This window comes from Streptomyces sp. Isolate_45, assembly GCF_024721315.2.
In the GTDB taxonomy this organism is placed as follows: Bacteria; Actinomycetota; Actinomycetes; order Streptomycetales; family Streptomycetaceae; genus Streptomyces.
In genome coordinates this window covers 1-1101 of the sequence record NZ_JANFAK020000371.1, presented here as the reverse complement: position 1 = coordinate 1101, position 1101 = coordinate 1, and the positions used below count along the sequence as shown (strand labels likewise).

General features: G+C 79.9%; 1 protein-coding gene. It reads right to left on the bottom strand.

All coding sequences use genetic code 11. The features are described 5' to 3' along the window. Window positions 1-104: 104 nt before the first annotated feature. On the bottom strand, window positions 105-1101 hold a 997-nt coding region (locus NOD94_RS41130; protein ID WP_281211354.1), incomplete at its 5' end, for a DNA-directed RNA polymerase sigma-70 factor.

Below are 1101 nucleotides of genomic sequence, written 5' to 3'. Positions count from 1 at the left end.
CCCCCCCCCCGCCCCCCCCCCCCCCCCCCCCCCCCCCCCCCCCCCCCCCCCCCCCCCCCCCCCCCCCCCCCCCCCCGTTTCCGTGCTCGCGCCGCCGGTCGGGCTCACTCCAGGCCGGGCGAGACCCGGGCGGGTCCGGCGGCGGGGTCGGCGCGCAGCTTGTCCTGGAGTTCCCGGCTCTGCTCGGTCAGCCGCTGGGGTCCGCTGTGCGGGGGGACGCCGGAGACGCTCGTCCCGGGGGAGCCGGGGGGCTCGTACTCCCGCGGCGCGGTCGCGGTGGTGTACGCGGTCGCGACGGCGATCAGCGCGGTCATCACGAGGCCGGCCCGGGTCCACCTCCGGCCGCGGTGTTCCCCGGCGGCGCGGACGACGGCCGCGGGGCGCGGTTCCAGCCGTACGGGGGGCCGGACCGCCCCGAGCCGTTCGCGCAGCAGGGCGGACTGCTTCTCCGGCGGTACGTCGGCCAGCTCGGGTACGCGGTCCGCGAGCTCGTCGTGCGCGCGGAGCAGGCGGTTGCCCGCGGTCGGGGTGCTGGCCTCGGTCTCGGCGGCGGTGTCGGGCAGGTCGAGGCCGACGCCGTCGTAGAGCAGCACCGTCCGGCGGTGCACCGGGGGCAGCGCGAGCAGGGCGTCGAGCAGGATCCGGTCGGCGGGCTCCGACGGCGGCTTGTCGGGGTGGCGGTGGGCGCGGCGGAACCGGTGCCAGGGGGAGAGCGCGTACTCGTACGCGGCCGCGCGCACCCAGCCGACGGGGTCGGGGTCGGTGGCGACCTCGGGCCAGCGGTCCCAGGCCTGCTGGAAGGCCCGCTCCACCGACTCGTGGGCGAGGGCGCGGCGGGCCGTGAGGAGGTACGCCTGCCGGGTGAGGGCCGGGGCGGCGTAGGCGTAGAGGGCCTCGAAGGCCTGGACGGGATCGGCCGGGGGCGCGTCGGCGGGCGCCGGTGCCGGTTCGAGTGACTCCACGGCCGCCGGCGCTCCGGCCGCCTCCGACTCGGGAGGTGACGTCACGGTCGCCGGTGCCCCGATCGACTCCGGCCCGGCGGGTGCCTCGGGTGGTTCAGCCTCCGCCGTCGCCTCGGCCGCCCTCGCCTCGGCCGCGTCC